We start from the raw sequence: 26,605 nt of genomic DNA, 5'->3' as shown, positions 1-26,605 counted from the left end.
TATCTGTGGAGCAGATCAAAAAAAACGGCCCACATGGGTGGGCCGTTTGGGCTGCCAACCCTGTATAGGGCGGCAGCAGCAGGGGAGTCAATGCAAGCCTGAGCTTACTTCTTGCCCTTGCCCTTGCCCTTGGCGTCAGCAGCTGGAGCGGCTTCAGCTGGGGTGTCTTCCACCACCACTGGAGGCACCACCGACACGAGCACAGGGTTTTGCTTGTTGCCACGGATCACGGCGCTCACGCCCTTGGGCAGCTTGATGTCCTTGAGGTTCAGGGACACGCCCTTTTCCAGCTTGGACAGATCGACAGCGATGAACTCTGGCAGGTCCGAAGGCATGCAGGTCACATCGAGTTCGTTCACGATGGGGTTGACCATGCACTTGTCCACCTTGACGGCAGGGGACTCTTCTGCACCGCTGAAGTGCAGTGGCACCTTCAGGTGCAGCTTGGTCTTGTCGTCCACGCGCTGGAAGTCGATGTGCAGAACCAATTGCTTGTAGGGGTGGTATTGCACGTCGCGCAGCACAACCTTGGCAGTCTTGCCAGCCACTTCCATGTCCAGCACGCTGGAGTGGAAGGCTTCCTTCTTGAGGGCGTGCCACAGAGCGTTGTGGTCGATCTCGATCAGTTGGGGTTCCGCAGCACCGCCGTACACGATGCCAGGCGTCTTGCCCGAATTGCGCAGACGGCGGCTCGCACCCGTACCTTGCTTGGCGCGCTCAAAAGCGACGAAGTTCATAGTTAGCTCCTGGAAAGGGTCGACCGCGACCAGTCGTTCCCTGTTAAAAAAGATCTGCCTGCGTATCGCGTATGGCAGACCTACTGGGTTGTTCTCGAACGGACAAGCCTCCCGAAGGAGGCTTGTTGCAGCGTCGATGAAAACGCGGCTTCCCTTGAGGGGAGCCCGCTGGTCATCAGGCGTTGTCTTGGTCCGAGAACAGGCTCATCACCGACTCGCCCTTGGCAATGCGCTGGATCGTCTCTGCAATCAGCGGTGCCACGGACAATTGGCGAATCTTGGAACATCCCTTGGCGGTTTCGCTCAATGGGATGGTGTTGGTCACCACGATCTCATCCAGGGCCGAGCCCTTGGAAATGCGTTCGATGGCAGGACCCGAGAAAATGGGGTGGGTACAGTAGGCGTACACCTTCTTGGCACCGCGCTCCTTGAGCACTTCGGCGGCTTTGACCAGCGTGCCAGCCGTGTCGATCATGTCGTCCATGATGACGCAGTTGCGGCCTTCGATCTCACCGATCACGTGCATCACTTCCGAAACGTTGGCCTTGGGGCGACGCTTGTCGATGATGGCCAGATCGCAACCCAGTTGCTTGGCCAATGCGCGAGCGCGCACCACACCACCCACGTCGGGGGAGACCACAATCAGGTCTTCGTAGTTCTTTTGGCGCAGGTCACCCAGCAGCACAGGCGATGCGTAGATGTTGTCTACGGGAATATCGAAGAACCCTTGAATCTGGTCCGCGTGCAGATCCATCGTCAGCACACGGGCCACCCCGACGGCCTGCAGCATGTTGGCCACCACTTTGGCGGTGATGGGCACGCGTGTGGAGCGGGGGCGGCGGTCTTGGCGGGCGTAGCCAAAATAAGGAATCACGGCACTGATGCGTTCGGCCGATGCGCGCTTGAGCGCATCCACCATGATCAGCAATTCCATGAGGTTGTCGTTCGTTGGTGCGCAAGTGGACTGAACCACGAACACATCGCGTGCACGAACGTTTTGCTTGATTTCGACAGTGACTTCACCGTCAGAGAATCGGCCCACATCGGCTGCGCCCAATTGGGTGCCAAGGTGTTTTGCAATTTCAGCTGCCATGCCAGGATTGGCATTGCCGGTGAAAACCATGAAGTCGGGTTGGTTGGCTTGCATGAGCATCCCAGCAGTCTGAAAAAAGCCTGTATGCGGAAACGAGAATTTGGCAGGGGAAGAAGGATTCGAACCTTCGCATGCCGGAATCAAAATCCGGTGCCTTAACCAGCTTGGCGACTCCCCTACACGGGTCAACTGCCGAAGGCAATCAACCTTAATTTCATTCTGAAACCCACCCTGCCAGAGGATGAATCATCAGATTGCCGCATGTTTTAATTTTCCATTCGCTGGGAGCGTCCTGAAAATTGACATCGCGCGGCATTTGTGCAAACACTGCACTACCCGAGCCCGTCATTCTAGCATGCATTCCTTTGAATTTCAGCCAATTTATGGCTTTTTTCACATCGGGGCACAAACTTTCTGCGACTGGCTGCAAGTCGTTACGACCAAAGTCGTAGTGTGCTGCAGCAAAGCCTAAGATTGTAGCATGACTTGAATCGCGCTTCAGAACGGGTGAAGAAAAAATTGCTTTTGTCTCCAATCCGGCCTGAGGTTTGACCACCACAAATTGCGTAGATGGTGGTTGTTGTCCTGGCTCAAGGGGCCGGATTGTCTCACCAATTCCTTCCACCCAGGCGTTGTGCCCGCGCAAAAAAAACGGAACGTCTGCACCCAATGCCAAGCCGATGCGCTCCAGCGCTGGGCGGGGAAGGTTCAGCTTCCAGAGGCGGTTGAGGGCGATCAGGGTGGTTGCTGCATCTGACGAGCCGCCGCCCATGCCTGCTTGCGCTGGAATGTTTTTTTGCACTCCAATGTGTGCGCCTGCGCGGCAGCCCGTGGCCTCTTGCAGTGCGTGGGCTGCTCGCAGGGTCAGGTCCATGGCGGGCAGTTCAGTGTCGAGATCCTCGCGGCTGAGTCTCCCGTCGGACCGCATTTCAAAGTGGAGCGTGTCGCACCAGTCCAGCAGCATGAAGACTGACTGAAGCAGGTGATATCCGTCCTCTCTGCGGCCGGTGATATGCAAAAACAGATTCAGCTTTGCTGGGGCGGGAACGTCGTAAAGCGCTTGCATACGTTGGTGTTGAGCCAGGCTCAGTGGGACAGCGAGATGCGCAGCGTCGCCTTGGGCTCGGGGAGGACCCGCTGCGCCGTGATGCGACCTTGGTGGGCCGCACTCAAGTCAGAAGTCCAGCCGGCTGCCTCTGCTTGGGAGCCCTTTAGCCAATGAAAAATGGCTTTGACTGGCAATGCTGCACCGGTCAGTTGGAGCACCAAGGCGTCCAGCGAGTCGGAGCGCTGAATTTGTTGGCCGGTTTGCAAGGTCGCGGTGCCTGCATCCCAGCGCAATTGCCCCAGCGTAGTGCCCAGGGGGCTGAACAGCGTGAGTTGGCCTTGGCTTTCTTCGCCTTCCAGTTCAAACAAGGCTGCAAACGATTGGGGTGTGTCGCCTTCTACCTGTAGCGCAATGCGCCCCGACCAGAATGGAGTCTCTGCATTGGTGGTGCGAGGGGGGAGTGCGCAGCCCACAAGCCCTCCCAACAGGGTGCTTGAGATGCTCAGAAGCATCCCTCTGCGCAGGGAGGATTGCGGTGCATCACATGTCAAATAGCGCGCATCACGCATCAAAATGAAACCCCGAGGCGCTTGAGCGTTTCTTTGAGCGTCTGGTTGTCGGGGCTCAGCCGCAAGCCCTCTTTCCAGATGGCTTTGGCTTTCTCTGTATTGCCCTGGCTCCAGAACACTTCACCCAGGTGGGCTGCTATTTCAGCGTCGGGCTTTTTGGAGAAGGCGGATTGCAGCAGTTGCTGTGCCTGGGCCTTGTTGCCCAAGCGGAATTCCGCCCAGGCCAAGCTGTCTGTGATGAATGGGTCACCGGGGGCGAGGTCAAGGGCTTTTTGAATGAGCTGCTTGGCTTCGTTCAACCGCACCCCACGGTCTGCAAGCGAATAGCCCAGAGCGTTGTAGGCATGGTGGTAGTCGGGCTGCCGTGCGATGACTTGGCGCAGCAGCTTTTCCATGACATCCAGTCGCCCCGTTTTTTCTGCCAGCATGGCTTGGTCATAGGCCAAGTCGTTGTCTTCTGGTGACTCGTTCAGTGCTTTGCCCTGCAGCTGAAAAGCTTCTTCGTTTTGGTTGTGCTCTTTGAGCAATTGCACTTCGGCCAACAGTTTCATCCGTTGCTCTTCTGCGTTGCTGCCTGGCAGCTCTTTTAGCAAGGCCCTTGCTTCATTCATGCGCCCTTGCTTGGCCAGAATGGACGCGCGTTGGCGTTGCACGCTGAAAGAATCGTTGGGACTTTCGATGCGATCCAACCAGCCCTGCGCCGCCTTCAGGTCGCCTTGCTTTTCTGCAATTTGCGCGGCCAGCACATAGGCTTGGGTCATGATCCGCTGGTTGATCTCGGTATCACCCGCAGCTTGGGCTATGTCCATGAACTTGCGCAAGGATTCTGCTGCCAGCGTCAGCTTTTGATCCTGCATCTGCAGGCTGGCGAGCACAAGCCATGCCTCTGCCATATCAGGCTTGTCTTGGGTGACTCGATGCAGTTGGTCTGATGCTTCTGTAAATTGGGATTGGGCAAGCAGAACCCGTGCATAGAGCATCCGGATTTCAGGGGCTGGCTGTTGTTGTAGAAAGTGTGTAACAAAAGGCTTGGCTTCGTTACGACCTTCATCCAGAAGCTCCAACGCGAGTCTGGCCAAACCTTCATGGGCAGGGTCGATGGCCTGCGCCTTCGCGAGACTTTCCAGCGATCCGGGTTGGTCGCCAGCGGCCAAACGCATGCGTCCCACGGTAATCCAGGCCGCTGCCCCGGTGGACGGATTGGCTATTTCGGCTTTGAGTGCTTCTTGTACTGCTCTGGCTGCGGCAGCTTTATCGCTTACGCGCCCATACATCTGTGGGATGGCGCTCAAAATGCCGACTTTGCCGGGCGCAGGCGCTTGCAGGATGAGTTGCTGCAATGGCGCTGCGGTTTCACTGACTCTGTTGAGGGCAATCAGGATCTGGAGCACATAGCGATTGGCCTCCCGGGATTGGGGGTGGTCTTCTTGCCACGCCTTGGCTGCTGCCAACGCATATTCGCCAGAGCGTGATTGCAAGGCAATGTCGGCAGCCCGTTGATACAGCTGGCTGCTGTGGCTGCGCCGGGCGGCGTCCAGCATCAAGGCATAGCCTGCACCTGGATCGCCCGTGCGTGTGGTGACTTCTCCAAGCAAAACTTCGTAGAAAAGGTTACCGTCTGCCGGCGTACCTTCCTCTGCGACGTCGGTCGTGGCTGTTTTTTGTTTGGCTGTTTGTACTGGTTGAGCCCAACTGCAAGTCGCGGCAAGCGCCAAAACAGTGGTCAGGGGGATCAAGCGAAAGCGATGAATATGCTCCATCGAACCATAATAATCCACATGTACACCCCCTTGCTCGAAGAGACTGCATATGCCTGAGTTGCCAGAGGTTGAGGTCACTCGACGCAGCTTCGCGGACGCCATTGCGGGTGCTCAGGTGCTCTCCATGCGAATGGGGAAACCCTTGCGTTGGCCCTTGGGGTGTGAGCCGAACGCGGTGGTTGGTCGATTCGTGGTGCGGGTTCGGCGCCGTGGCAAGTACCTCTTGCTGGACCTAGATCGGGGGATGTTGCTGGTTCACTTGGGAATGTCGGGGAGTTTGCGATTTGCGTCGCATTTGCCCGAAGCGGACAAGCATGACCACTGGGATTTGGTGACTTCCAGCGGAACGCTGCGCTTGCATGACCCACGGCGTTTTGGCGCTGTGGTTTATGCAGTGGACGAGGGTGACCCTGTCGCGGTCAAGCTGCTCGGGGGTTTGGGCATGGAGCCTCTGGGAGGCGCCTTTGCCGTTGATACGTTTGTGCAAGGCGTGCGGTCGAGCCGTTTGCCAATCAAGCAACTGCTGCTTGCAGGGCGCTTGGTGGTGGGGGTGGGCAACATTTATGCGTCCGAAGCCCTTTTTCTGGCTGGCATACGCCCCACAGTACGGTCTTCTGGGTTAACGATTGCCCGGATCAAGCGCTTGCACCAGAGTATTTGCGAAGTGCTGGAGAGGGCTGTGCAAATGGGGGGAAGTAGCTTGAAGGACTTTTCTAGCGCAGATGGCGCCAGTGGCCATTTTCAGACGGCGGCTCAGGTTTATGGGCGTGCCCAAGCGCCCTGCCATGTGTGCGCCACGCCCATCAAAATGGTGCGCCAGAGTCAACGCAGCAGCTTTTATTGTCCTGTTTGCCAACGATAGTTGTAACAGCTTGATGGGCTGATCATGGGCCGCGTTATGTAGGCAGAGCGGTCGGTGCTATATTTTGTTCATGTCTGCTTGCAGACCGACTATCGCATTCCGGGAGCAAAGTGGGACCCTCATTCAACGAACAGTTCGACCAGCATGGTGCATGGCGACGTGCATTTGCTCAGCAGCTCAAGCAGCTTGCCGAGTGGATGTCTGGCCATGATCTTATGGATGCTGCTGTGCAGGAGCGGCTTCAGCGCTTGGAAAATCAGGTCCGGACTGACAAAGTCATGGTGGCCTTCGTGGCCGAGTTTTCGCGTGGCAAGTCGGAGTTGATCAACTCCATTTTCTTTGCCGACTACGGTCGGCGCATCATGCCTGCCAGCGCTGGGCGCACAACGATGTGCCCCACCGAGTTGGGTTACGACCCCGCATTCGCTCCCAGCTTGAGGCTGCTTCCTATTGAGACGCGTCTGCAGATGCAAGGCTTGGCAGAGTGGCGTCTTAAGCATGATCGTTGGGTTGAGATTCCGCTCGATGTGAATGACGCGGATCAGATTGCGAAAGCCCTCGAAAAAGTCGCAGAAATTCGGCGGGTGAGTCTCGACAATGCCAGGGCCTTGGGCTTTTGGCACGACGATCTTGCCGAAGAAAACCCCGTGCCTGACGCTGAAGGCATGGTGGAAGTGCCCATGTGGCGCCATGCGTTGATCAACATTCCGCATCCGTTACTTAAACAAGGGCTGGTCATCCTGGACACGCCCGGACTTAATGCGGTTGGGGCAGAGCCAGAGCTGACGGTGAACCTGATTCCGCAGGCGCATGCCGTGGTGTTCATCCTCAGTGCGGATACCGGGGTGACCCGCTCGGACCTCTCTATTTGGCGAGAGCATCTGGCCACATCCACTGACAGCATGGACGCGCGGCTTGTTGTTCTGAACAAGATCGACACCTTGTGGGATGCCTTGAATTCGCCAGAGCAGGTGCAGGCGCAACTGGATCGCCAATGCAGGACTTCTGCAGAGATGCTGGGCATTCCGTTAGATCAGGTGGTGCCTGTCTCAGCCCAAAAGGGACTGGTCGCAAAAATTGCCTGTGACGACCTTTTGCTGGAGTCCAGTGGACTTCCTGCATTGGAGGAGGCACTTGCGCAAGGCGTGATGGGGCGACGGCAAGCCATTTTGCGTGCCGCTGTGGCCACGGGCGTGGCCAATCTCCGCGCTGAAACATCGCGTGTCATCAACATCCGGCGCCGTGACCTCGATGACCAGATGGCGGAGCTGCGTAGCTTGCGCGGCAAGAATATCTCGGTCATTGAGAGCATGCGGCATCGCATCGAGCAGGAGCAGCAGGAGTTTGATCTCAGCACTGCAAAGATTCAGGCTGTGCGCGCCGTACACCTCAAACTGTTGCGCGAGGTGTTTCATCAGCTCGGCTCCAAGGCTCTGAAAACCGAGTTGACGGAGCTGTCACAGTTGCTCCAGCAAAAGGGCTTGAAGCTCGGGGTGCGCAAGATCTATCTGGAAACCTTTGATAGATTGCGCGGCACCTTGGACAAAGCCCAGGCTTCCGGTACCGAGATCCAGGCGATGCTGGGCGGCACATTCAGGCAATTGAATGCGGAGTTCGGGTTCTCTTTGCAGGTGCCGCCGCCGCCTCAGCTTGAGCACTTTTTGCACGACCTGGCCCAAATTGAGCAAAGCCATTTGCAGTACCTTGGCGTGAGCAATGCGCTGAAGCTGGCCCAACCAGAGTTTTCTGAGCGCTTGGTGCGCGCACTTGGAACGCGTTTGCGTACCGTGTACGAATCGGCGGCCAACGATCTGGAGTTGTGGAGCAAGTCTGCGACAGCACAGCTCGACGCTCAATTAAGGGAGCGTCGGCGCAGTTTCTCCCGCCGCATTGAGGCTGTGGATCGCATTCAGCAAGCTGCCAGTGGACTGGTTGAGCGCATTGCCGAAATTGAGGCGGGTGAGGATGAGTTGATTCAGCTTGAGCACCGCTTGCAGGAACTCACCGCCCAATTGATTTCGTTGCCTGAGGAAGAGCATCAAGACGCTTCACTGGACTTCTTGATCGCATGACCGTGGTTGTTGATTCAGTGGCCACGCGTGTTGTACGGTGGCAGGTTGAGCACGGGCGTAGTCATTTGCCTTGGCAGCAAACCAGAGATCCTTACAGGGTTTGGCTCTCAGAGATCATGCTGCAGCAAACCCAGGTGGTGACAGTCCTCGACTATTACGCCCGATTTTTGGCGCGTTTTCCAGATGTGAGAGCATTGGCTTCGGCTTCTTTGGATGAAGTCCTGGGGCTGTGGAGTGGCCTGGGATACTACAGCCGCGCACGCAATCTGCATCGCTGTGCCCAACGGGTGGTCGCTGAGTACGGCGGTCTCTTCCCCGGTACGGTTGCATTGCTGGCCGATTTCCCTGGGATTGGTCGGTCTACCGCCGGTGCCATCGCGGCTTTTTGTTTTTCACAGCGTGCCCCCATTCTGGATGCCAATGTCCGCAGGGTTCTTACGCGCCTGCTTGGATTCGATGCGGATTTGTCCGTTGCCAAAAACGAGCGGGTTCTGTGGGACCATGCGGAATCTTTGCTACCGGTGGATGAGCTTTCGGTGAGCATGCCGCGCTACACGCAGGGAATGATGGACTTGGGTGCCACCATCTGTGTGCCTAAGAATCCGCAGTGCCTGATATGCCCCTTGATGGGCCTGTGCGCTGCACAAAAATCGGGCGAGCCAGAGAAGTACCCTGTCAAGACACGCAAGCTTTCGCGCCGTTCTGAGTCTTGGTGGCTTTTGGTGGTATTGCGGGAAGATGGTGCTGTGTGGTTGGAAACACGTCCTCCCAAAGGCATCTGGGCAGGCCTGCAATGTGTGCCTGCATTTTCGGACCGTGATGCTTTGTGGGCGTTGGCTTCGTCACTGGGCTCTGTGGATCAAACTCGGGAAGTGGGTGTATTCCTGCACGTTTTGACGCACAGGGACCTCCACTTGCATCCCGTTGTGGCTCAGGTGCCCACAGGCTCTCGCCCCAATGGAGACGGGCAGTGGTTGACGAAAGAGCAGTGGTCCAAAACCGGTTTGCCTGCACCGATTCGCAAAATGCTGGACGCTTTGGTCTAGCTGCTCTCGGCGTGCGGCACTTCAGCGTCCGTCCAGCTCTCTGTGCCGCCGCAGAACCTTCCAGCGTGTTTCAAAAATCTGCGCCAGTTGCTCTACCAAGTACACCGAACGGTGCTGGCCTCCAGTGCATCCAATGGCCACAGTGACATAGCTCCTGTGGTTTTGTTCCAAGACGTCCAGCCAGTGGGTTAGAAATTGCTCGATGTGTTGGCGCATGGTGGATACGTCCGGCTGCTGCTTCAAAAAATCGGCCACAGGCGCATCCAACCCGGTGAGGTCTCGCAATGCGTTCTCGTAGTGGGGGTTGGGTAGCATGCGTACGTCAAACACATAGTCCGCGTCCACCGGAATGCCCCGTTTGAAGGCAAATGACTGGAACACCAGCGTCATGCCACCCGGCGCTACGGACAGCAGTCCCTTGACATAGCTTTGCAATTGGGACGCGCGGATGTTGCTGGTGTCGATGACATGGGCTTGTTCGCGCAGGTCGGCCAGCAGCTCCCGCTCCAACTCAATGATTTGCACCAGTGCTTGGCGTCCCTGTTGGGTTTCGTCGTGGGAGAGTGGGTGCCTTCGCCTTGTCTCTGAAAACCGGCGTACCAAAGTGCCTGTGGTTGCATCCAAGAACAGAGACTGAACGACGACCCCTTGGGACTTTAGTCGGTTGAGTTCTTTGGGGACCTGGGGCAACGAGGTGGCACTGCGCACATCCATCGCAATCGCCACTCTGTTGCCGTGGTGCTGATGCTCCAGAGCGACAAATGCGGTCAGCAGTTCGGGAGGCAAATTGTCGACGCAGTAGTAACCTGCATCTTCCATGGCATGGAGTGCCACCGACTTTCCAGAACCCGACATTCCGGTGATCAACACGATTTCAAGCGCCATGGGTTTCCCCGCATTCGCTGTTGGCCGCTTGCAGCATTTCTGCGGCATGGGCCAGGCTGGTGGCTGTGGAGCGCTCGCCTCCGAGCATGCGCGCAATCTCGGCAGTTCGCGCTTCTTTGGTAACGTGCCTCACTGTGCTGGTGGTGCCTGTGCTGGATCGCAGCTTGGAGACCTGCAAATGCTGGTGGGCGTATGCGGCCACTTGTGGCAGATGGGTGACTGCCAAGACCTGCCTGTCTGCGCCCAGCTTTTGCATCAAGCGACCCACGGTCTCGGCGACGGCACCGCCCACTCCGGAATCTACTTCATCGAAGATCAAAGTGGGTGCTTTGCCCAACTGGCTGGTGGTCACGGCAATGGCCAGCGAGATGCGCGATAGCTCCCCGCCAGACGCGACCTTTCCAATGGGTTTGGGCGCCATGCCAGGATGACCTGCGACGAGGAAGGACACTTCGTCCAATCCATGCGATGCCGGCTCGTGCAGTTTGCGCAACTCCACCTCAAATTTGCCACCTTGCATGCCCAGCCCTTGCATGGCCTTGGTGATCGCCAAAGACAGCCTTGGTGCCGCCTTGGTTCTTTGCACTGACAAGGCCCTGGCCGCAGCGTGAAAGGCCTTGCCGCTGGCATCCGCTTTGGTCACAAGAGCGGCGAGATCACTGGAGGCGTCCAACTGTGCCAGCGAAGTTTTCCAGTCCTTGAGCAGAGCCGGTAGGTCGCGCGGGGGGCGCTTGTGCCTGCGGGCCAGTTGGAGCCATTGCGAAATCCGTGCATCCAGCTCTGCCAATCGTGTGGGATCAATCTCAGTGCGCCGCAAATAGCTTTGCAACGAGTGTGCAACATCGCTAGCTTGGGCCAAGCTGGATGCCAGTATGTCGGCCATGCTGCTGAAATCGACCTCGATATGCTCTTGATTTTGCAGCAGAAGATGAGACCTGGAAAGCGCTGCCAGCACACCGGAGTCTTCGTCTTCCAAGAGGTCAATGGCCGACTGCGCGGCTTCGATCAATGCATGGGCGTTGGACAGGCGTTTGTGCGTTGACTCCAGCTCATCCCATTCATCGGGCTGCGGGGCGAGCTTGTCCAGTTCTGAAATTTGCCACTGAAGGCGGTCGCGTTCCTGTTGCAGCGTAGCCTGCGCTTCGTGCGCTTGTTGTACAGCTTTTTGATCTTGCCGCCACTGTGCCCAGAGCGCTGCCGTCAAACTGGGATCTGTGTTGGCATAGGCGTCCAGCAGTCCACGGACAGACTCGGGGCGGGTCAAACTCTGCCACGCGTGCTGCCCATGGATGTCCAGCAACTGCTCCCCCAAAGCCCGCAATTGGGTGGCTGTGACGGGTGTGCCGTTCATCCAGGCGCGACTTCGACCGTGGGTATCCACCGTGCGCCGCAACAAAACGGTGCTGTCGGCATCAATGCCCAAATGCTCTAGCCACGGCCGCAAATGGTCTGGTACGTCAAATTCTGCACAGATGTCCGCCTTGGTGGCGCGCTCTCTTACTACGCTGGCATCTGCCCGGGAGCCTAAGGCGATTTGCAAGGCATCCACCAAGATGGATTTGCCTGCACCGGTCTCCCCTGTCAGAACGGTAAATCCCTCTTGCAACTCCAGTTCAAGCGATTCCACGATGACAAAATCGCGCAGCACCATCCGCTTGAGTGACATGGTCAGGACCCTCCCTCATTCCAGCGGAGCTTTTTCCTCAATGTCGCAAAGTAGTTCCAGCCGACCGGGTGCAAAAAGCGCACGCAATGCTCCGACCTGCGCACAAGGATGCGATCTCCGTGCTGAAGCGAGGCCAGCGATTGCATATCAAAATTGGCGCTGACATCGCGTCCGCTCACCACTTCCACCGCCACCTCGGTCGCGTCAGATAGAACAATGGGGCGATTGGACAATGTGTGGGGGGCAATAGGAACCAGCACCCAGCCTGGAATAGAGGGGTGAAGCATGGGGCCGCCAGCAGACAGAGAGTACGCGGTGGACCCCGTAGGTGATGCAATGATCAAGCCGTCAGCACGCTGATTGGATACGAACCTGCCTCCCACTTCCACGCGTAACTCCACCATGCCAGAGGTTCCGCCTCGGTTTACCACCACATCGTTCATGGCAAAGGCTTCGAAAACCATTTCATCGTTGCGCATGACCCTGGCGTGCATCAATGGCCGGGAATCTTCTTCATATTCACCTCGCAACATGGGCCCCAGTGTGGTCTGATAGGCATCGAAAGGGATATCGGTGATAAAGCCCAATCGACCTTGGTTAATCCCAATCAGCGGCGTACCGTGCCGAGCAAGCCTTCTGGCAATCCCAAGCATGGTGCCGTCACCTCCAACGACCAGCCCGACATCACAGTTGGCAATCGCATCAACCTCTATGGACGCATATTGCCGCAGACCTGTGTTCGCAGCGGTCTCGGCTTCCAGCATGACTTCACAGCCCATATGGGTCATGAAGCTGGCAATTTCTTCCAGAGCCTGCAAGCTGCTGTCAGTCATGCCGGACGCTGCAGAGGCTTGGTATTTGCCAATCAAGGCGACGCGACGGAGTTTCGGGGTCATTTGGAAATTACATCATTAAAATCAAACAATGCTCGATGACCGTGCCAAGTTGTTGCTCAAAGCGCTTGTCGAGCGCTATATCGCTGATGGGCAGCCCGTAGGCTCGCGCACCCTTTCACGTGCGTCTGGGCTGGACCTTTCGCCTGCAACGATCCGCAATGTGATGTCGGATCTGGAGGAGTTGGGGCTGATCGCCAGCCCACACACCTCCGCCGGGCGTATTCCGACAGCCCGGGGCTACCGGCTTTTTGTGGACACGATGCTCACGGTTCAGCGCGACGGACTGGATGCGCCGCAACTGAGGCCAGAGCAGCCGCAAAAGGTCATTGCCAATGCAGCCCATTTGCTCTCAAACTTATCTCAGTTTGTGGGCGTGGTCATGGCTCCGCGCCGTACCTCGGTGTTTCGGCACATTGAGTTCTTGCGGCTCTCTGAGCGACGCTTTCTGGTCATCATCGTCTCCCCTGAAGGTGACGTTCAGAACCGCGTGATCTTTACGGACGCCGACTATTCCCAGTCACAGTTGATAGAGGCCGCCAACTTTCTCAATACCCACTATGCGGGGCTCGCGATGGAGCAGGTGCGCGAGCGCCTCAAGTCAGAGGTGGACTTGCTGCGAGGAGAAATCGCTGCATTGATGCAAGCGGCGGTGACTGTCAGCTCTGAGGTGCTTTCACAAGCGCAAGATGAAGTCGTGATTTCTGGCGAGCGCAACCTGCTGTCCGTCAGTGACTTCTCCAGCGACATGGGCAACCTGCGCAGGGCCTTCGACCTTTTTGAGCAAAAGACGCAGATACTGCGGTTGCTCGACATCTCCAGTCAGGCGGAGGGTGTGCGTATCTACATTGGCGGTGAAAGCCAAGTGGTGCCATTTGAAGAGCTGTCTGTTGTAAGTGCGCCTTACGAAGTCGATGGCAAAGTGGTTGGCACTTTGGGGGTGATCGGGCCTACGCGCATGCCGTATGACAAGATGATTCAGATCGTGGACATCACCTCCAAGTTGGTCTCCAACGCGCTCAGCTACCGCAAATAAACACCTTACAATCCGGGTCTTCCGCGAGAGCGGGTTGGTACCGGGGCGTTAGCTCAGTTGGTTAGAGCAGAGGACTCATAATCCTTTGGTCGCGGGTTCAAGTCCCTCACGCCCTACCAAAGCCCGCGGTTGTCTGCACTCTTACTTTTTTATGAAAAGTTGAGATTTTGGGGAAAACACCCATCAGAGTGCATTACAATCTGAGGCATGCGATGAAGTTGATGTCTTCGTTAAGTTGACAAAAACAAGTTGCATAAATTTTTAAAGTTATAAAAATTTATGCTATAATTCAAAGCTTAGCGGCTGTAGCTCAGCTGGATAGAGTACTTGGCTACGAACCAAGGGGTCGTGGGTTCGATTCCTGCCAGCCGCACCAATGTTTAAAGCCTGCAACTGAAAAGTTGCAGGCTTTTTCATTTGTCTGATCGCTTGATTCTTTTTGGGGATGAGCGCGCTATGAGTAAAGCCTTTACCAAAGAGTCTGATGGGGATGAGGGTGATGAAGTCGCTCTGTCTCCCATCCCCGTAGGTGGAAAAAACTACATCACACCCGCTGGATATGCCCGTTTGCGTTCTGAGCTGCTGGACCTCATCGACAACGAGCGGCCCAAGGTGGTTGAGACGGTGCACTGGGCGGCCAGCAATGGTGACCGCTCGGAGAATGGTGACTACCTGTATGGCAAAAAGCGCCTGCGCGAGATAGATCGGCGCATTCGATTTTTGACCAAGCGGCTAGAGATTGCCGAGGTGGTCGATCCCAGTTTGCACGCGGGCAGTGACCAAGTCTTCTTTGGCGCAACGGTCACCTATGGCGACGATGAAGGCATTGACCGCATCATCACCATCATGGGGATTGACGAGGCCGATAGCCATGCTGGCCAAGTCAGTTGGATTTCTCCAGTCGCACGTGCGCTGCTCAAGGCGCGTGTGGGCGATGAGGTGCCTTTGCCCACGCCGGGCGGGGTGCGGTCGTTGGAGGTTTTGTCCGTAACCTATCCAAAGCCTGCATTACCCGGCTATTGATCCGGCACGAACCTACTTGATCCGTTCACGCTGAGCTTGCCGAAGCGCTGCACAAGGTTTCGACAAGCTCAACCCGAACGGATATTTCAAGTTCAAAGAGGCCTGCTCAATAAAACCCAAGCTATCCTGGATTGATGGATGGCTTGAGGTGCTTGTGCTTGTCAGGTGGCTTGCGGAGTGATCCGTGAGGCGCGAAGGACCGCCTGGGTGCGGCGGAGGTTGCGCAGTGCGGCTTCCAGGTGGGCTTGGTCTCTGACGGCGACGATGAAGCGCAGGTCGGTGGTGTCCAGGGCGACCTCATCGTCCATGTCCACATGGGTGATGTCCGCTTCGGAGTTGGCGAGTTCCTGTGCTATGCGCGCCAGCACGCCCTTGCCATTGGCAACGGTGACTACCACGCCGGTTTCAAACATGCGTATTGGCTCATCGGCCCAGTCCACTGCGATGAAGCGTTCACTGTCTTTGTGCTGCAGCCGCTTGGCCACACTGCAGTGGGCGTTGTGTACAACCAGTCCTTCACCGCGTCCCAGGTAGCCCACGATGCGATCCCCGGGCACAGGGCGGCAGCAGGGCGCGTACTGCACGGACGCGTTTTCACTGCCATCCAGTGTGACGGCCCCCTGTGACAACGTCTCGTGAGAGGTGTAGCGTTCTCGGGTGAGCAGCAGTGCGTCAGGGCGATGTCCGGTTTCGCCCAGCAGCACCACCAGCCGTTTGGCCACGATGCCTGCGATGCGTTTGCCCAATCCCAAATCTGTCATGAGCTCACTGCGATTACGGTTGCCCGTGAATCGCAGCAGTCTTTCCCATAGGACATGTGTGTCGCCTTCATCCGGCGGCAGTTGCTCCAAGCCCTCGGCCCGAATGGCCTGGGTGAGCAGCTTTTCGCCCAGGCCCTCGGACTCGGTTTGGGCCAGGGTTTTGAGGTAGTGGCGAATTTTGGAGCGTGCACGCCCCGTGCGCACAAACCCCAGCCAAGCGGGGTTGGGTGTGGACACGGGGGCTGTGATGATTTCCACCACATCGCCGTTCTTGAGCTCGGTGCGCAGGGGAACCTGCTCATTGTTGATTTTGGCTGCGGTCGTGCGGTCGCCCACGTTGCTGTGGATGGCGTAAGCGAAGTCCACCACGGTTGCGCCACGGGGCAGGGCCATGATTTGGCTCTTGGGTGTGAAGACGTACACCGCGTCTGGGAACAGATCCACTTTGACGTGGTCCCAGAATTCGGCCGCGTCTCGGGTTTCATTCTGGATGTCCAGCAGCGATTGCAGCCATTTGGTGCCCAAACGCTCTGCTGATGTTCCGTCGGTGTCCTGTGCCTTGTATAGCCAGTGCGCAGCCACACCGGCTTCTGCGATCACGTGCATTTCGTCGGTGCGCATCTGGAACTCAATGTTCACTCCGGATGGGCCCACCAGGGTGGTGTGCAAAGATTGGTAGCCATTGAGCTTGGCAATCGCAATATGGTCCTTGAACTTGCCCGGCACGGGCTTGTACATCTGGTGCAGTACTCCCAGTGCGGTGTAGCAGTCCGTCACGGTGGGCACAATCACGCGAAAGCCGTAGATGTCTGTGACCTGCGCAAAGCTCAGGTGCTTGAGGTCCATCTTTTGGTAGATGGCATACAGCGTTTTCTCGCGGCCCGCGAGACGGACCTTCATGCCGATGCGATTGAAGGCGGCATCGACTTCTGTTTGCACCTTTTGCACCAGGTCGCGCCGCCGGTTGCGTGATTTGTTCACGGCTTTGGACAGCGTGGCGTAGCGCCAAGGGTGCAGGTGCCTGAAAGACAGGTCTTGCAACTCCCGATAAGTCTGGTTCAGCCCCAGGCGGTGCGCGATGGGGGCATAGATTTCGAGGGTCTCGGAGGAAATGCGCCCCCATTTGCTGCGCGGCATGTCCGACAGCGTGCGCATGTTGTGCGTGCGGTCGGCCAGCTTGATGAGGATGACGCGCACATCGCGCGCCATGGCCAGCAGCATTTTGCGAAACGACTCGGCCTGGTTTTCTTCGCGGGTGTTGAACTGCAGCTTGTCCAGCTTGGTCAGCCCGTCCACCAGCTCGGCCACTGGCGCACCAAAGCGGTCGATCAAATCAGCCTTGGTCACGCCGCAATCTTCCATGGCGTCGTGAAGCAGTGCCGCCATCAGGGCTTGGGCATCGAGCTTCCAGGTGGCGCATTGGGCCGCCACTGCGATGGGGTGGGTGATGTAGGGTTCGCCGCTGTTGCGCAACTGGCCCAGGTGGGCCTCGTCTGCAAAGCGATAGGCCTGGCGCACCTGCTCAATGCTGGTGGCGTCCAGGTAGTCCAGGTTTTCTGTCAGCGCAGCAAAGCTGGCTGCAGCTGCGTTGGCGGCTGCAGCGGTTTGGCTGGCAGGGGATTGGCTGTCGCCAGGTCGGGTCTGCGTTGCAGAAGTTGAATTGAGCACCGCGTTCATGCCTTAAATGTAGCGTGGGAGCGCGCGGGCCGACGGGGAAGCAAAAAAAAGCACCGCAGAGCGGTGCTTTTTGGAAGGCATTGCCTGACAAAGCTCAACCGGGAACCTTCTTGAGCATTTCCAGGCCGACTTTGCCCTCGGCGATTTCGCGCAGGGCTGTCACGGCAGGCTTGTTGCGGCTTTCAATGCGAGGGGCGTGGCCCTGGCTCAGCATGCGTGCGCGGTACGTGGCGGCCAACACAAGCTGGAAGCGGTTGGGGATCTTTTCCAGACAGTCTTCTACGGTGATGCGTGCCATCGTTTTACTCCGGGGATTCAGGTGATATTGAGCGACTTGAAGGTGTCAGCACGGGCGCGGCGCTGTGCGGCGTACTTGAGTCGCTGGGCGTGAACTACGGCTTTCAGGTCGAAAAGCGCGCGCTCAAACAACTCGTTGATTATAACGAAGTCGAATTTGTTGGCCTGTTCCATCTCGGTGGCTGCATTTTTCAGCCGCAACTCGATGGTTTCTGGAGAGTCTTCGCCGCGCCGCTCCAGGCGGGAGCGCAATTCCTCCCAGCTCGGGGGCAGGATGAATACCAGCACCGCATTGGCAAAGGCCTGTTTGACTTGGAGTGCGCCTTGGAAGTCGATTTCCAGAATCACATCAGCCCCTTGGGCGATGCGTTCTTCAATGGCCTTTTTGGAGGTGCCATAGCGGTTGCCGTGCACCAACGCCCATTCCACAAAGGCGTTGCCCTGCACCATGGCGTCAAACTCTGACTGCGATGCGAAGAAGTATTCGCGGCCGTGCTTTTCTTGCCCGCGGGGCGCGCGCGTGGTGTGCGAGATAGAGGGGCTCACACGCGAGTCCAGCTCCAAAAGGGCTTTGACAAGGCTGGATTTGCCCGCCCCGCTGGGGGCTGCAACAACGAATAAATTTCCGGGATAGTCCATAGCTGGTAAGCGCTAAGCGCTATCAAAAAATGAGTGTTACTCGATATTTTGCACTTGTTCGCGCATCTGCTCGATCAGCACCTTCATGTCCACGCTGATGCGGGTCAGGTCCAGTGCTGCAGATTTGGAGCCCATGGTGTTGGCTTCGCGGTGCAATTCCTGGATGAGGAAGTCCAGGCGCTTGCCGACTTCTCCGCCTTTTTTCATCAGGCGCTCAATTTCGTCCAGGTGCGATTCCAGTCGCGTGATTTCTTCGGCCACATCAATGCGAATGGCAAAGGCGGTGGCCTCGGTCAGTGCGCGGTCGCGGGCTGCTTCGGGCAGGGTGGAGCCGTCGGTCAACGCCATGGCTTCCTTCCAGCGCTCCATAAAGCGCTGGCGCTGCTGCTCCACCAGTTGGGGCACCAGCGGCACGGCCTGCTGGGCCAGCGCGCGCAGTTGTTTGGCGCGGTCCAGCACCATGGCGGCCAAGCGCTTGCCTTCGCGCTCGCGGGCGGCCAGCAGGGCGGTGAGGGCCTCTTCGGCCAGGGCGGGCACAGCCTCGCTCCAGTCTTCCGATCCTGTGTTGGCGTTGGCGCACAGGCGCAGGGCATCTGCCACGCTCAGCGGTGCGGCGCCTGGCAGCCAGGCCTTGACGGAGTCTTGCAGGGTGTTTAGCCGTTGCAGCAGGCGCGCTGGCGGGTCTTGCAGGGTGTTGCTGTCTTCGTTTTCAATGGCCGCGCGCACTTCGACCTTGCCGCGCTTGAGGCGGGCTGTGAGCAGGCTGCGCAGCGTGGGCTCCAGCGCGCGCAGGTCATCGGGCAGGCGAAAGGACAGGTCCAGAAAGCGGCTGTTGACCGAACGGATCTCCAGGCCCAGCCTGCGATTTTGGGGGGCGCGGCCCTCGGTTTCAGCGCCAGCGGCAGACGCGCCTTGCTGTGCACTGGCGTATCCGGTCATGCTGTAAACTGGCATTGGACTTTTTGATGGTTGCTTGCGATCCGGCGATTATCCGGGTTCCGCCTTACCCCCGAGTCATCTTCGCAAAATATGTCAAAAATCAAGCCGGCTCCATTGCCGCCAGACACCGTTCTTGGTGGGTACCGCGTGGTTCGCAGGGTCTCCTCGGGGGGCTTTGGTGTGGTGTATCTCGCCATGGACCCTGAGGGCCAACAGGTCGCTATCAAGGAATACCTGCCATCGTCTCTGGCCACGCGCGGGCCGGGCGAGTTGCTGCCCAAGGTGCCCTCCGAAAAGCTCTCGCTGTACCGACTGGGGCTCAAAAGCTTCTTTGAAGAAGGTCGCTCGCTGGCGCAGATCTCGCATGCCTCGGTGGTCAGCGTGCTCAACTTCTTTCGAGAAAACGAAACCGTCTACATGGTGATGAATTATCTGGAGGGCGCGACCCTGCAGGATTTCATCATCACCGCACGCGATTTGAAGACGCAGAAGGTCTTTCGCGAGTCCACCATCCGCTCGTTGTTTGACGAGGTGTTGCGTGGCCTGCGCATCGTGCACCAGCACAAGATGCTGCACCTCGATATCAAGCCCGCCAATATCTTCATCACCGACGACAACAAGGCCGTGTTGATTGACTTTGGCGCGGCACGCGAAGTGTTGAGCAAAGAGGGCAACTTCATCCGCCCGATGTATACCCCCGGCTTTGCGGCTCCCGAGATGTACCGGCGCGACTCCTCCATGGGGCCTTGGACGGACATCTACGCCATCGGTGCCTGCATCTACGCTTGCATGCAAGGGTTCCCGCCCAACGAGGCGCCGCAGCGCATCGAAAAAGACCGCCTCTCGCTGGCGTTGACCAAGCTGCGTGGCGTGTACTCTGACAACCTGATCGAGGTGGTGGAGTGGTGCATGGCGCTGGACCCCTTGTCGCGCCCGCAGTCGGTGTTTGCCTTGCAAAAGGAACTGAGCCGCGAGGGCGAGCGCCGCTACACCAAGCTCACGGTGGCCGAAAAAATGCGCCTGCAGCTGGACACCCTGGTGTCTGACACCAAAAAGAACGTGCAAAAGGTGGGTGAAGCCACCGGCATCGGAGCCAAGCCCAAATGAAGGCGACCCACGCAAAGCGGGTTGGGGCAAGGCACATCTTCATTGACGATGCCAGCGTGCATCCCTGTTTGCGTGAGTCGCTATGAAATTTTCGGTTTTCCAGATCAGCCGCCGTGGTGGCCGCGAAAAGAACGAAGACCGCATGGGCTATTGCTACACGCGCGAATCGGGCCTGTTCGTTTTGGCCGACGGCATGGGTGGCCACCCCGAGGGGGAAGTGGCTGCGCAAATCGCGCTGCAAACCGTGTCGGCCCTGTTCCAGCGCCAAGCCAAGCCCCAGATCCAGGATGTGCAGGAATTCCTGTCGGGCGCGCTGCTGGCGGCCCACCACCAGATTCTGCGGTACGCCTCTGAGAAAGGCATGATCGATACGCCGCGCACCACGCTGGTGGCGGCGGTGCTGCAGGGCGGCTCGGCTTCGTGGATCCATTGCGGCGACTCGCGCCTGTACATGGTGCGCGATGGTGAGCTGCTGACCCGCACGCGCGACCACTCGTACCTGGAGCTGCGCAACGCGCCGCCCCCTGGGCTGGACCGCATCAACCGCAACGTGTTGTTCACCTGCCTGGGCTCGCCGACCAAGCCCATCTACGACATCACCGGCCCGGTGTACCTGGAGCAGGGTGACCGCATTCTGCTGTGCTCGGATGGCCTGTGGGGAACCTTGAGCGACGAAGAAATCGCCAAGCAAATGGCCCGCCAGGCGGTATCGCATGCCGTGCCCGACCTGGTCGAAGAAGCGCTGCGCAAGGCGGGCGAAAGCAGCGACAACGTGACGGTGGTGGCGCTGGAGTGGGAAACGCCCGATGCGTTTGAATCCACCCAGGGCGTGTCCACCGACAGCATCAGCGACGATGTGTTTGCCTCCACCATCCAGGCCGGGCCGCTCGATGGTTTGGTGGATGACCTGGACGACGCCGCCATCGAGCGCTCGATCGCTGAAATCAACGAGGCCATCCGCCGCTCTGCTGCCCGCAGGGGCTGAGGGGCGCTGACCCTTTTGCACCGGGGCTATTGGTGGCTACTGGTGTCTATTGGCGGCCCTGGGCCGCCCTTGGCGCTCCATTGCAGCCTTGCCTGCTCCTGTCTTTTCCTGTCTTTTCTTTTGCGATGCCATCGCTTGTGCCATGACCACCTTCCAACGCTCCGGCCAACGCGCCGCTGACCAGCTGCGCCCCGTGCGCATCACCCGCCACTACACCATGCACGCCGAGGGCTCGGTGCTGATCGAGTTTGGCAACACCAAGGTGCTGTGCACTGCCTCGGTGGAAGAACGCGTGCCCCCACACAAGCGTGGCAGTGGCGAAGGCTGGGTGACGGCTGAATACGGCATGCTGCCCCGCGCCACCCACACCCGCAGCGATCGTGAGGCCGCACGCGGCAAGCAAAACGGCCGCACGCAAGAGATCCAGCGCCTCATCGGCCGTTCGCTGCGTGCGGTGTTTGACTTGAAGCTGCTGGGTGAGCGCACCATCCAGCTCGACTGCGATGTGATCCAGGCCGACGGCGGCACCCGCACCGCCGCCATCACCGGCGCCTGGGTGGCCGCGCAAGACGCAGTGAACACGCTGATCGCCGCGGGCAAGATCACCCAGTCGCCCCTGCGCGAGCCCGTGGCCGCCATCTCGGTAGGCATCGTGCAAGGCACGCCGCTGCTCGATCTGGAGTATGTGGAAGACGTGGGCTGCGACACCGACATGAACGTGGTGATGACCGGTGCGGGCCACTACGTGGAAGTGCAGGGCACGGCCGAAGGCGTGGCCTTTACCCGCAAGGAAATGGACCAACTGCTGGCGCTGGCCGAAAAGGGCATTGCCGAGCTGATCCAACGGCAGCAGCAAGCACTGGTCGTTTAATCATTTGCTATTTATTTGATAGCTGCTTGCGGTTGATAAATAAGCGCTAGGGCCTGATTTGACTATGAAACTCGTATTGGCATCCAACAACCAGGGCAAGCTCGCCGAGCTGCAGGCCATGTTCGCCCCGCTGGGCGTGGAACTGGTGCGCCAGGGCGACCTGGGTGTGGGCGAGGCCGAAGAGCCCTTTCGCACCTTTGTCGAAAACGCGCTGACCAAAGCCCGCTTCGCCTCGCAGCACACCGGCCTGCCCGCGCTGGCCGACGATGCGGGCATGTGCGTGGACGCCTTTGGCGGCCTGCCGGGCGTGGACACGGCCTACTACTGCACCCAGTTTGGCTACGAAAAAAGCGATGCCAACAACGTGCGCGCCTTGCTGGAGCAACTGCAGGGCGTGGCCAACCGCCGCGCCGCTATGGTCAGCACCCTGGTGGCCGTGCGCAGCCCGCAAGACCCGGAGCCGTTGATCGCTGTGGGCCGCGTGGTGGGCGAGATCACCACCGAACCGCGTGGCAGCAATGGCTTTGGGTTTGACCCGATCATGTTCATCCCTGAATTTGGCAAGACCTTTGCCGAGCTGCCCGTGGAGGTGAAGAACGCCAACAGCCACCGTGGCCGCTCTGCCGCGCAAATGCTCGCCCTGATGCGCGAGCGCTGGTTTTGAACATTGAGTGGTGAGAAGAGCCTGCCTGTGACCCATATCCCGATTGCCCCGCACACCGACGATGCGCCCGCCGTGGTGCGCGACATCCAACACTACATGCGCCCCGGCCTGCTGCAACTCACAGCCCTGCCGCCTTTGTCGCTGTACGTGCACCTGCCCTGGTGCCTGAAGAAGTGCCCCTACTGCGACTTCAACTCGCACGAAGCGCGCGGTGGCAATGCTGCGGGTGAGGTGCCAGAGCAGCGCTACATCGACGCGCTCATGGCCGACCTGGAGGCCGCGCTGCCGCTGATCTGGGGCCGCTCGGTGCACAGCATCTTTATCGGAGGCGGCACACCCAGCCTTTTCGCACCGCAGGCGATAGATCGCCTGCTCAGCGACATCCGCGCCCGCTTGCGGCTGGAGGCTGACTGCGAGATCACCATGGAGGCCAACCCTGGCACCTTTGAGAAGGACCGGTTCCGCGCCTACCGCAGCGCGGGCGTCACGCGCCTGTCCATCGGGGTTCAGAGCTTCAACGATGCGCACCTCAAGGCCCTGGGCCGCGTGCATGACCGTGCCCAGGCCCTGGCAGCGGTGCAAGAGGCCGCCAGCGCGTTCGACACCTTCAACCTCGACATCATGTACGCGCTGCCGGGCCAGACCCTGGCGCAGATGGAGCAGGACATGCAGCAGGCGCTGCAACTGGCACCGCCGCACATCTCCATCTACCACCTCACCATCGAGCCCAACACCTACTTCGCCAAGTTCCCGCCCGCCATCCCTGAGGACGACCTGGCCTACGCCATGCTCGACCGCATCACCGAGATGACGAGCGCTGCAGGGCTGGCGCGGTACGAGATTTCAGCCTACGCCCGCGAGGGCCACCAGTGCTTTCACAATACCAACTACTGGCAGTTTGGCGACTACCTGGGCATTGGTGCGGGCGCGCACAGCAAGCTCAGCTTTGCGCACCGCGTGGTGCGGCAGGTGCGTTTTCGTGACCCGGCCCGCTACATGGACAACGCCCTGGCAGGCCATGCCGTGGCGCAGGACGACGATGTGCGCCGCGCTGATTTGCCGTTTGAATACATGCTCAACGCGCTGCGCCTGCGCGGTGGGTTTGCGTTGCCCGAGTTCACCGAGCGCACAGGCCTGCCAATCAGCGCCATCGCCAAGGCGCTGGAGGCGGCGCAGAGCAAAGGCCTGATCGTGCGCGAGGGCGTGCAGGTGCGCCCCACCGAGCGGGGCTTTGACTTCTTGAGCGACCTGCAGGAATTGTTTTTGGCGGACTGAGAAGGGCTCCAGGGCGTGGACGTGCAGCGCACGCCCACCCAGCCTGGTGCGCCCGTCGTCAGCCTTAGCCGCAGCGCACGGCGGTGATGCGGCCGCTGTCGTCCACCAGCAGGTTCAGGCGCTGCTCGTTGTATTCCTTGGTGATCATCTGGCCGGGCCGCAGCACCCGCGCCATGTGGGCGCCGGATTGCACGCGTGCCGCTTCGACCACGCTGGCAGTGCTGTCCTTGCCCACAAACGACTGCGCTGGCGCTGCATTGCATTGCCCGCCCACGGGTGGGGCGCCGGGTGCGGTCGGGGCGGGGTTGGCGCCTGCGCCGTGGCCTGCGCAGCCTGCCATCAAACCAGCGGCCACGGTGCTGCAGGCCACCATCCAGAGGGTGTGTCTCATACCAATACTCCTAGTGCCGAAAAATGAACCACACCATAGCGCAGTTGGGCCGGGGTGCGGTGTCGGCGCGTAACGGGACTTGCGCTGGCTGGCTTGGGGGCAAGGTCCGTCACAGCGCTGTCAAACTGTCTTTACACACTCGTGGTTTTGTTTCTTCCTGGGTTCCCCATGTCGATAAAGACCTTTGTGTTCCGCTCTGCTCAACCCGCCCAGCCCGGGCACCCTGGGCACTTGTCGCGCCGCACCGCCACGCTGGGCGTGGTGGCCATGGCCGCATCCACGGCCCTGCTCACTGCCTGCGGTGGCAGCGATGGCGGCCCGTCCAACGCCGGTGCCACAGCCACCCTGGCGGTGCTGGAGACGACCGACCTGCACTTCAACGTGCGCAGCTACGACTACTTCAAGCTCGCTGAAGACAAAAGCTACGGCTTTGAGCGCACCGCCACGCTGGTGCGCGCTGCGCGCAAAGAGTTTTCCAACACCTTGCTGGTGGACAACGGCGACACCATCCAGGGCACCGCGCTGGCCGACTACGAGGCCACCATCAGCCCCATCCCCTGCACGCAGCAGCTGTCGATGTACAAGGCCATGGGCGCACTGGGCTTTGACGCGGGCACGTTGGGCAACCACGAGTTCAACTATGGCCTGCCCTTTTTGAATCAGGTGCTGGGCGGAGGGCTGGATGTGGACGGTGTGGACGCCACCAAGAAATGCGCAGGCGCGGGCTACCCCGCCGTGCTGGCCAACGTGTACAGCAGCAAGACCAAGAAGCCGCTGGTGCAGCCCTACACACTGCTGGAGCGCACGCTGGTGGCCAAGGGCACCGACGGTCAAGAGGTGAGGCTGCCCATCAAGATCGGCGTGATCGGCTTCACGACCCCCGGCATCATGAACTGGGACAAGCGCTACCTCGAAGGCAAGGTCTACACCGAAGGCGCCGTCGAGTCGGCCACCAAGTACGTGCCCGAACTGCGCGCCAAGGGCGCCGACATCGTCGTGGCGCTGCTGCACGGCGGGCTCGATAGCGCGGCCTACTCGCCCACCATGGAGAACCCCGGCCTGCACCTGTCGAAGGTGGCGGGCATTGACGCGATGGTGATGGGTCACCAGCACGGCGTGTTCCCCGACACGGCAGCCACCCCCAGCTTCAACCTGCCCGGCGTGGACCACAAGGCGGGCACCATCAACGGCGTGCCCGCGGTGATGGCCAGCTCCTGGGGCAAGGCCCTGGGCGTGGTGCAACTGGCGCTGCAATGGGATGGCAGCAAATGGGTGATCAACAAGACTGCCAGCAAGAGTGAGCTGCGCAACATCCAGAGCAAGAATGCCGCAGGCGCCACGGTCTATGTGGATGCGGATGCGACCATCGCCCCGCTGATCGAGACCCAGCACCAGGCCGCGATCAAGTACGTGAAGACACCCATCGGCCAGACCGACTTCCGCATGAGCACGCTGTTTGCCGATGTGGGCGACCCCGGCGCGATCCAGATCGTGAACCAGGCCCAGCAGGCCTATGTGGCCGCCTACATCAAGGCCAACTTGCCGCAGTACGCAGCGCTGCCGGTGCTGTCGGTCAGCGCGCCGTTCAAGAGCGGCTTCCAGGGCGGGGCGGACTACACCGACGTGGCAGTGGGCCCGCTGGCCATCAACAATGCGGCCGACCTGTACCTGTACCCCAACACCGTGTACGCGGTGAAGGTGAACGGCGCCGACATCAAGAACTGGCTGGAAGCCGCTGCCCAGCGCTTCAACCAGATCGACCCCGTCAAGACCACCGAGCAGGCGCTCATCAGCACCTTCCCTGGCTACAACTTCGACATGTTCACCACAGCCGACGTGCAGTACGACATCGACGTGACACAGGCCAAGGGCGGCCGCATCAAGAACCTGACCTACCTGGGCAAGGCCATGGACCCCGCACAGGAGTTCGTGATCGCCACCAACAACTACCGCGCCACCAGCGGCAAGAGCTTCATCGACAAGCTCGACGGCTCGGGCACCATCTGGGCTTCGCCCGATGCCAACCGCGACGTGGTGATCGAGTACATCCGCAAGAACCCCGCCGTGACGCGAACCGCCAACGGCGCTGCCAAGAGCTGGCGCTTTGCCAAGGCCACCGTGGCCGGGCCGGTGGTGTTCAGCTCGGGCGCCAACGGGCTGGCCGTGGCGCAGGCTGCGGGCCTGGCCAATGTGAGCCTGGTGGCAGCGGACGATGGCAGTGGCAAGGGCACTTCCAAGTACGCCGTGGATTTGTCCAAGTAAGCCTGTGGGCCGTCCGCCTGATGGGCGGGCGGCTGCTGAGGTATCGG

At 59.5% G+C, this 26,605-nt stretch carries 24 protein-coding genes and 3 tRNA genes; 13 read left to right on the top strand and 14 right to left on the bottom strand.

What is annotated here, in order from left to right; all coding sequences use genetic code 11:
* Positions 1-104 precede the first annotated feature (104 nt).
* The 6 genes from EAG14_RS15560 to EAG14_RS15535 all read right to left on the bottom strand — a co-directional run bounded on the left by EAG14_RS15560 (position 105) and on the right by EAG14_RS15535 (position 5,309).
* Positions 105-737, bottom strand: coding sequence for a 50S ribosomal protein L25/general stress protein Ctc (locus EAG14_RS15560; RefSeq protein ID WP_099658321.1), 633 nt, complete (start codon positions 735-737; stop codon positions 105-107).
* A 175-nt stretch (positions 738-912) separates the two neighbouring features.
* Positions 913-1,884 carry a ribose-phosphate pyrophosphokinase gene (locus EAG14_RS15555; protein ID WP_099659062.1) on the bottom strand — a complete coding sequence of 324 codons (972 nt, stop codon included), beginning with the start codon at positions 1,882-1,884 and terminating at the stop codon, positions 913-915.
* Positions 1,885-1,931: 47 nt separating this feature from the next.
* Positions 1,932-2,008: transfer RNA gene (locus EAG14_RS15550), tRNA-Gln, on the bottom strand.
* A 36-nt stretch (positions 2,009-2,044) separates the two neighbouring features.
* A complete protein-coding gene (gene ispE, locus EAG14_RS15545; protein ID WP_121729428.1) occupies positions 2,045-2,896 on the bottom strand; it encodes a 4-(cytidine 5'-diphospho)-2-C-methyl-D-erythritol kinase in 852 nt (283 codons plus the stop codon).
* A gap of 20 nt (positions 2,897-2,916) precedes the next feature.
* A complete protein-coding gene (locus EAG14_RS23405; RefSeq protein ID WP_371414365.1) occupies positions 2,917-3,390 on the bottom strand; it encodes a lipoprotein insertase outer membrane protein LolB in 474 nt (157 codons plus the stop codon).
* Positions 3,391-3,446: 56 nt separating this feature from the next.
* Positions 3,447-5,309, bottom strand: coding sequence for a tetratricopeptide repeat protein (locus tag EAG14_RS15535; protein WP_240456804.1), 1,863 nt, complete (start codon positions 5,307-5,309; stop codon positions 3,447-3,449).
* Here EAG14_RS15535 and mutM point away from each other — a divergent pair.
* The 3 genes from mutM (at position 5,257) to mutY (ending at position 9,187) form a co-directional block, all read left to right on the top strand.
* Positions 5,257-6,069 carry a bifunctional DNA-formamidopyrimidine glycosylase/DNA-(apurinic or apyrimidinic site) lyase gene (gene mutM / locus EAG14_RS15530; protein ID WP_121729425.1) on the top strand — a complete coding sequence of 271 codons (813 nt, stop codon included), beginning with the start codon at positions 5,257-5,259 and terminating at the stop codon, positions 6,067-6,069. The two genes, EAG14_RS15535 and mutM, sit on opposite strands and share 53 nt — an antisense overlap.
* A 110-nt stretch (positions 6,070-6,179) precedes the next feature.
* Positions 6,180-8,141: a dynamin family protein gene (locus EAG14_RS15525; RefSeq protein WP_121729424.1), complete on the top strand. Its 1,962-nt coding sequence runs from the start codon at positions 6,180-6,182 to the stop codon at positions 8,139-8,141.
* A complete protein-coding gene (gene mutY / locus EAG14_RS15520; RefSeq protein WP_205603414.1) occupies positions 8,138-9,187 on the top strand; it encodes an A/G-specific adenine glycosylase in 1,050 nt (349 codons plus the stop codon). Before EAG14_RS15525 ends, mutY begins: the two co-directional genes overlap by 4 nt.
* A 21-nt stretch (positions 9,188-9,208) precedes the next feature.
* Here the strand turns inward: mutY and rapZ are convergent, their stop codons facing one another.
* Genes rapZ through EAG14_RS15505 form a run of 3 tightly spaced genes read right to left on the bottom strand, consistent with a single transcriptional unit; the run spans position 9,209 to position 12,634 of the window.
* Entirely contained in the window at positions 9,209-10,072 is an 864-nt protein-coding gene (gene rapZ, locus EAG14_RS15515) for an RNase adapter RapZ (RefSeq protein WP_099658327.1), read from the bottom strand.
* Positions 10,062-11,738 (bottom strand): DNA repair protein RecN, encoded by a 1,677-nt coding sequence (gene recN, locus EAG14_RS15510; RefSeq protein ID WP_121729423.1) that lies wholly within the window; start codon positions 11,736-11,738, stop codon positions 10,062-10,064. The genes rapZ and recN overlap by 11 nt, the downstream gene beginning before the upstream one ends.
* Positions 11,739-11,740: 2 nt before the next feature.
* Entirely contained in the window at positions 11,741-12,634 is an 894-nt protein-coding gene (locus EAG14_RS15505; RefSeq protein WP_099658329.1) for an NAD kinase, read from the bottom strand.
* Between the two features lie 28 nt (positions 12,635-12,662).
* On the opposite strand from EAG14_RS15505, the gene hrcA reads away from it, so the two are divergent.
* The 4 genes from hrcA (at position 12,663) to greB (ending at position 14,690) form a co-directional block, all read left to right on the top strand.
* The gene (gene hrcA / locus EAG14_RS15500) at positions 12,663-13,667 is read left to right on the top strand and encodes a heat-inducible transcriptional repressor HrcA (protein ID WP_121729422.1); all 1,005 of its coding nucleotides are present in this window, start codon (positions 12,663-12,665) and stop codon (positions 13,665-13,667) included.
* A 42-nt stretch (positions 13,668-13,709) separates the two neighbouring features.
* Positions 13,710-13,786 (top strand) — tRNA-Ile (locus EAG14_RS15495).
* A gap of 180 nt (positions 13,787-13,966) precedes the next feature.
* A tRNA-Arg gene (locus tag EAG14_RS15490) sits at positions 13,967-14,043 on the top strand.
* Between the two features lie 80 nt (positions 14,044-14,123).
* On the top strand, positions 14,124-14,690 hold the full coding sequence (greB, locus tag EAG14_RS15485) for a transcription elongation factor GreB (RefSeq protein ID WP_121729421.1): 567 nt from the start codon (positions 14,124-14,126) through the stop codon (positions 14,688-14,690).
* Between the two features lie 161 nt (positions 14,691-14,851).
* Here greB and EAG14_RS15480 read toward each other — a convergent pair whose 3' ends face one another.
* The 4 genes from EAG14_RS15480 to EAG14_RS15465 form a co-directional block, all read right to left on the bottom strand.
* Complete coding sequence (locus tag EAG14_RS15480; RefSeq protein ID WP_121729420.1) at positions 14,852-17,128, bottom strand: bifunctional (p)ppGpp synthetase/guanosine-3',5'-bis(diphosphate) 3'-pyrophosphohydrolase; 2,277 nt, start codon at positions 17,126-17,128, stop codon at positions 14,852-14,854.
* A 94-nt stretch (positions 17,129-17,222) separates the two neighbouring features.
* Positions 17,223-17,426, bottom strand: a complete 204-nt coding sequence (gene rpoZ / locus EAG14_RS15475) for a DNA-directed RNA polymerase subunit omega (RefSeq protein ID WP_005794722.1) — start codon at positions 17,424-17,426, stop codon at positions 17,223-17,225.
* Positions 17,427-17,443: 17 nt separating this feature from the next.
* Entirely contained in the window at positions 17,444-18,064 is a 621-nt protein-coding gene (gene gmk / locus EAG14_RS15470; protein ID WP_099658372.1) for a guanylate kinase, read from the bottom strand.
* Positions 18,065-18,100: 36 nt separating this feature from the next.
* Entirely contained in the window at positions 18,101-19,018 is a 918-nt protein-coding gene (locus EAG14_RS15465; protein ID WP_121729419.1) for a YicC/YloC family endoribonuclease, read from the bottom strand.
* 75 nt (positions 19,019-19,093) lie between these two features.
* Between EAG14_RS15465 and EAG14_RS15460 the strand changes: the two genes are divergently transcribed.
* The 5 genes from EAG14_RS15460 (at position 19,094) to hemW (ending at position 23,905) form a co-directional block, all read left to right on the top strand.
* A complete protein-coding gene (locus EAG14_RS15460) occupies positions 19,094-20,110 on the top strand; it encodes a serine/threonine-protein kinase (RefSeq protein WP_099740409.1) in 1,017 nt (338 codons plus the stop codon).
* An 82-nt stretch (positions 20,111-20,192) separates the two neighbouring features.
* A complete protein-coding gene (locus EAG14_RS15455) occupies positions 20,193-21,095 on the top strand; it encodes a PP2C family serine/threonine-protein phosphatase (RefSeq protein ID WP_099658374.1) in 903 nt (300 codons plus the stop codon).
* Between the two features lie 142 nt (positions 21,096-21,237).
* The gene (rph, locus tag EAG14_RS15450) at positions 21,238-21,966 is read left to right on the top strand and encodes a ribonuclease PH (protein WP_121730507.1); all 729 of its coding nucleotides are present in this window, start codon (positions 21,238-21,240) and stop codon (positions 21,964-21,966) included.
* A 64-nt stretch (positions 21,967-22,030) separates the two neighbouring features.
* On the top strand, positions 22,031-22,630 hold the full coding sequence (gene rdgB, locus EAG14_RS15445) for an RdgB/HAM1 family non-canonical purine NTP pyrophosphatase (protein WP_099740411.1): 600 nt from the start codon (positions 22,031-22,033) through the stop codon (positions 22,628-22,630).
* A 27-nt stretch (positions 22,631-22,657) separates the two neighbouring features.
* Positions 22,658-23,905, top strand: coding sequence for a radical SAM family heme chaperone HemW (gene hemW, locus EAG14_RS15440; RefSeq protein WP_205603412.1), 1,248 nt, complete (start codon positions 22,658-22,660; stop codon positions 23,903-23,905).
* 64 nt (positions 23,906-23,969) lie between these two features.
* On the opposite strand, the gene EAG14_RS15435 is transcribed toward hemW, so the two are convergent.
* Positions 23,970-24,296 carry an I78 family peptidase inhibitor gene (locus EAG14_RS15435; protein WP_099658377.1) on the bottom strand — a complete coding sequence of 109 codons (327 nt, stop codon included), beginning with the start codon at positions 24,294-24,296 and terminating at the stop codon, positions 23,970-23,972.
* 267 nt (positions 24,297-24,563) lie between these two features.
* Between EAG14_RS15435 and EAG14_RS15430 the strand changes: the two genes are divergently transcribed.
* Entirely contained in the window at positions 24,564-26,558 is a 1,995-nt protein-coding gene (locus EAG14_RS15430; protein ID WP_240457066.1) for a bifunctional 2',3'-cyclic-nucleotide 2'-phosphodiesterase/3'-nucleotidase, read from the top strand.
* Positions 26,559-26,605 lie beyond the last annotated feature (47 nt).

The organism is Acidovorax sp. 1608163 (genome assembly GCF_003669015.1).
Taxonomy (GTDB): domain Bacteria; phylum Pseudomonadota; class Gammaproteobacteria; order Burkholderiales; family Burkholderiaceae_C; genus Acidovorax.
Note: the sequence above shows the minus strand (reverse complement) of the source record. Positions and strands in the feature narration are given on the sequence as shown.

What these genes read in the sequence shown, in the direction of transcription:
- EAG14_RS15480 (WP_121729420.1), bottom strand. Translation starts at nt 17,128, where the DNA reads ATGAACGCGGTGCTCAATTCAACTTCTGCAACGCAGACCCGACCTGGC.
- rapZ (WP_099658327.1), bottom strand. Translation starts at nt 10,072, where the DNA reads ATGGCGCTTGAAATCGTGTTGATCACCGGAATGTCGGGTTCTGGAAAG.
- EAG14_RS15465 (WP_121729419.1), bottom strand. Translation starts at nt 19,018, where the DNA reads ATGCCAGTTTACAGCATGACCGGATACGCCAGTGCACAGCAAGGCGCG.
- recN (WP_121729423.1), bottom strand. Translation starts at nt 11,738, where the DNA reads ATGTCACTCAAGCGGATGGTGCTGCGCGATTTTGTCATCGTGGAATCG.
- EAG14_RS15555 (WP_099659062.1), bottom strand. Translation starts at nt 1,884, where the DNA reads ATGCAAGCCAACCAACCCGACTTCATGGTTTTCACCGGCAATGCCAAT.
- rdgB (WP_099740411.1), top strand. Translation starts at nt 22,031, where the DNA reads ATGAAACTCGTATTGGCATCCAACAACCAGGGCAAGCTCGCCGAGCTG.
- EAG14_RS15435 (WP_099658377.1), bottom strand. Translation starts at nt 24,296, where the DNA reads ATGAGACACACCCTCTGGATGGTGGCCTGCAGCACCGTGGCCGCTGGT.
- hrcA (WP_121729422.1), top strand. Translation starts at nt 12,663, where the DNA reads ATGCTCGATGACCGTGCCAAGTTGTTGCTCAAAGCGCTTGTCGAGCGC.
- rph (WP_121730507.1), top strand. Translation starts at nt 21,238, where the DNA reads ATGACCACCTTCCAACGCTCCGGCCAACGCGCCGCTGACCAGCTGCGC.
- ispE (WP_121729428.1), bottom strand. Translation starts at nt 2,896, where the DNA reads ATGCAAGCGCTTTACGACGTTCCCGCCCCAGCAAAGCTGAATCTGTTT.
- EAG14_RS23405 (WP_371414365.1), bottom strand. Translation starts at nt 3,390, where the DNA reads ATGCTTCTGAGCATCTCAAGCACCCTGTTGGGAGGGCTTGTGGGCTGC.
- gmk (WP_099658372.1), bottom strand. Translation starts at nt 18,064, where the DNA reads ATGGACTATCCCGGAAATTTATTCGTTGTTGCAGCCCCCAGCGGGGCG.
- EAG14_RS15455 (WP_099658374.1), top strand. Translation starts at nt 20,193, where the DNA reads ATGAAATTTTCGGTTTTCCAGATCAGCCGCCGTGGTGGCCGCGAAAAG.
- greB (WP_121729421.1), top strand. Translation starts at nt 14,124, where the DNA reads ATGAGTAAAGCCTTTACCAAAGAGTCTGATGGGGATGAGGGTGATGAA.
- mutM (WP_121729425.1), top strand. Translation starts at nt 5,257, where the DNA reads ATGCCTGAGTTGCCAGAGGTTGAGGTCACTCGACGCAGCTTCGCGGAC.
- rpoZ (WP_005794722.1), bottom strand. Translation starts at nt 17,426, where the DNA reads ATGGCACGCATCACCGTAGAAGACTGTCTGGAAAAGATCCCCAACCGC.
- EAG14_RS15505 (WP_099658329.1), bottom strand. Translation starts at nt 12,634, where the DNA reads ATGACCCCGAAACTCCGTCGCGTCGCCTTGATTGGCAAATACCAAGCC.
- EAG14_RS15460 (WP_099740409.1), top strand. Translation starts at nt 19,094, where the DNA reads ATGTCAAAAATCAAGCCGGCTCCATTGCCGCCAGACACCGTTCTTGGT.
- EAG14_RS15560 (WP_099658321.1), bottom strand. Translation starts at nt 737, where the DNA reads ATGAACTTCGTCGCTTTTGAGCGCGCCAAGCAAGGTACGGGTGCGAGC.
- EAG14_RS15430 (WP_240457066.1), top strand. Translation starts at nt 24,564, where the DNA reads ATGGCCGCATCCACGGCCCTGCTCACTGCCTGCGGTGGCAGCGATGGC.
- mutY (WP_205603414.1), top strand. Translation starts at nt 8,138, where the DNA reads ATGACCGTGGTTGTTGATTCAGTGGCCACGCGTGTTGTACGGTGGCAG.
- EAG14_RS15535 (WP_240456804.1), bottom strand. Translation starts at nt 5,309, where the DNA reads ATGGCGTCCGCGAAGCTGCGTCGAGTGACCTCAACCTCTGGCAACTCA.